The sequence below is a fragment of the Methylobacter sp. BlB1 genome (assembly GCF_015476545.1).
In the GTDB taxonomy this organism is placed as follows: domain Bacteria; phylum Pseudomonadota; class Gammaproteobacteria; order Methylococcales; family Methylomonadaceae; genus Methylobacter.
This window is the reverse complement of the sequence record NZ_JADMKV010000117.1, coordinates 2,501-5,593: the sequence shown is the minus strand read 5'-3', so window position 1 is coordinate 5,593 and position 3,093 is coordinate 2,501. Positions and strand designations below refer to the sequence as shown.

General features: G+C 53.8%; 2 rRNA genes (1 of these 2 running past the window's edge). Both read right to left on the bottom strand.

From position 1 onward, the window contains the following. Window positions 1-136 precede the first annotated feature (136 nt). Window positions 137-252 (bottom strand): 5S ribosomal RNA (gene rrf / locus IT781_RS21270). Between the two features lie 99 nt (window positions 253-351). Continuing rightward, window positions 352-3,093: ribosomal RNA gene (locus tag IT781_RS21265) — 23S ribosomal RNA — on the bottom strand; it runs 151 nt beyond the window's last position.

Below are 3,093 nucleotides of genomic sequence, written 5' to 3'. Positions count from 1 at the left end.
CTTTTTCGCGTCGCCGGCCGACTCGAGCTATATCACGGGCGAGATCCTGACGCTGCTGGGCGGGGCGACGCGGGCGGCCTGAGGGCCGGGCAAAAAAAAACCCGGGCCTCTGGGAGGTCCGGGTTTTCGGATTGGCGCTTGGCGATGCCCTACTTTCGCATGGCAAACGGCCACACTATCATCGGCGCTAAGCGGTTTCACTTCCGAGTTCGGGATGGGATCGGGTGGTTCACGCTCGCTATGGTCACCAAGCAAACTGGTGTAGCAGGCCCGCTGTCGCGGCCTACTGCATGGAAATCTGTACTCTCGCGTCAAAGCGCTGTCAGTCAACCCAAACTGATTGGGTGTTATATGGTCAAGCCTCACGGGCAATTAGTACACGTTAGCTGCACGCCTTACAGCGCTTCCACACCGTGCCTATCAACCTGATCGTCTCTCAGGGCCCTTCAGGGGACTCATGGTCCCAGTGAGATCTCATCTTGGGAGGGGCTTCCCGCTTAGATGCTTTCAGCGGTTATCCTGTCCGAACATAGCTACCCGGCAATGCCATTGGCATGACAACCGGAACACCAGCGGTTCGTCCACTCCGGTCCTCTCGTACTAGGAGCAGCTTCCCTCAAATCTCAAACGCCCACGGCAGATAGGGACCGAACTGTCTCACGACGTTCTGAACCCAGCTCGCGTACCACTTTAAATGGCGAACAGCCATACCCTTGGGACCTGCTTCAGCCCCAGGATGTGATGAGCCGACATCGAGGTGCCAAACACCGCCGTCGATATGAACTCTTGGGCGGTATCAGCCTGTTATCCCCGGAGTACCTTTTATCCGTTGAGCGATGGCCCTTCCATTCAGAACCACCGGATCACTATGACCTACTTTCGTACCTGCTCGACCTGTCCGTCTCGCAGTCAAGCACCCTTATGCCATTGCACTCATTGCATGATTTCCGACCATGCTGAGGGTACCTTCGTGCTCCTCCGTTACTCTTTGGGAGGAGACCGCCCCAGTCAAACTACCCACCAGACACTGTCCCTAACCCGGATTACGGGTCGAGGTTAGAACTTCAAACATACCAGGGTGGTATTTCAAGGATGGCTCCACACCAACTGGCGTTGGTGCTTCACAGCCTCCCACCTATCCTACACAAGTAGGTTCAAAGTCCAGTGTCAAGCTATAGTAAAGGTTCACGGGGTCTTTCCGTCTAGCCGCGGGTATACTGCATCTTCACAGCAATTTCAATTTCACTGAGTCTCGGGTGGAGACAGTGTGGCCATCGTTACGCCATTCGTGCAGGTCGGAACTTACCCGACAAGGAATTTCGCTACCTTAGGACCGTTATAGTTACGGCCGCCGTTTACCGGGGCTTCGATCAAGAGCTTCTCCGAAGATAACCCCATCAATTAACCTTCCGGCACCGGGCAGGCGTCACACCCTATACGTCCACTTTCGTGTTTGCAGAGTGCTATGTTTTTGCTAAACAGTCGCAGCCACCAGTTTATTGCAACCTTCTTCGGCTTCGCCCGCAAGGGACTACACCTACCAAAGGCATACCTTCTCCCGAAGTTACGGTATCATTTTGCCTAGTTCCTTCACCCGAGTTCTCTCAAGCGCCTTAGAATTCTCATCCTACCCACCTGTGTCGGTTTAGGGTACGGCCACTGATAACCTGAAGCTTAGAGGTTTTTCTTGGAAGCCGGGCATCAATCACTTCGTCTCCCCAAAGGGAGACTCGTCGTCACGCCTCAGCATATAGACTCCCGGATTTGCCTAAGAGTCCTGCCTACGCGCTTAAACTGCCACTTCCAACCGGCAGCTGACCTAGCCTTCTCCGTCACCCCATCGCAGTTACCACTGGTACAGGAATATTAACCTGTTTGCCATCGACTACGCCTTTCGGCCTCGCCTTAGGTACCGACTAACCCTGCGTCGATTAGCGTTGCGCAGGAAACCTTGGGTTTTCGGCGTCAGGGTTTTTCACCCTGATTATCGTTACTCATGTCAGCATTCGCACTTCTGATACCTCCAGCCGACTTCTCAATCGACCTTCGCAGGCGTACAGAACGCTCCTCTACCGCTCATCTTACGATGAACCCGTAGCTTCGGTACTATGCTTAGCCCCGGTAAATCTTCCGCGCAAGCCGACTCGACCAGTGAGCTATTACGCTTTCTTTAAAGGGTGGCTGCTTCTAAGCCAACCTCCTGGCTGTCTGGGCCTTCTCACATCGTTTCCCACTGAGCATAGATTTGGGGACCTTAGCTGACGGTCTGGGCTGTTTCCCTTTTCACGACGGACCTTATCACCCGCCGTGTGTCTCCCGTGCTGAAACTTGTTGGTATTCGGAGTTTGCATCGGGTTGGTAAGTCTAGACGACCCCCTAGCCGAAACAGTGCTCTACCCCCAACAGTTATACACGAGGCGCTACCTAAATAGCTTTCGAGGAGAACCAGCTATCTCCGAGCTTGATTAGCCTTTCACTCCGATCCACAGCTCATCCCCGTCTTTTTCAACAGACGTGGGTTCGGCCCTCCAGTAAGTATTACCTCACCTTCAGCCTGGCCATGGATAGATCGCCCGGTTTCGGGTCTAATCCCAGCGACTGAACGCCCTGTTCAGACTCGCTTTCGCTACGCCTCCCCTATTCGGTTAAGCTTGCCACTGAGATTAAGTCGCTGACCCATTATACAAAAGGTACGCAGTCACCCCACGTGGGGGCTCCCACTGCTTGTACGCATACGGTTTCAGGATCTATTTCACTCCGATCTCCTCGGTTCTTTTCGCCTTTCCCTCACGGTACTGGTTCACTATCGGTCAGTAAGGAGTATTTAGCCTTGGAGGATGGTCCCCCCATATTCAGTCAAAGTTTCACGTGCTCCGACCTACTCGATTTCACGGCTACGACGTTTTCGTGTACGGGGCTATCACCCGGTATCGCTGGACTTTCCAGACCATTCCACTAACGTCCTAACCGCTTAAGGGCTAATCCCCGTTCGCTCGCCGCTACTAAGGGAATCTCGGTTGATTTCTTTTCCTCCGGGTACTTAGATGTTTCAGTTCTCCGGGTTCGCTTCCTACCCCTATGTATTCAGGGCAG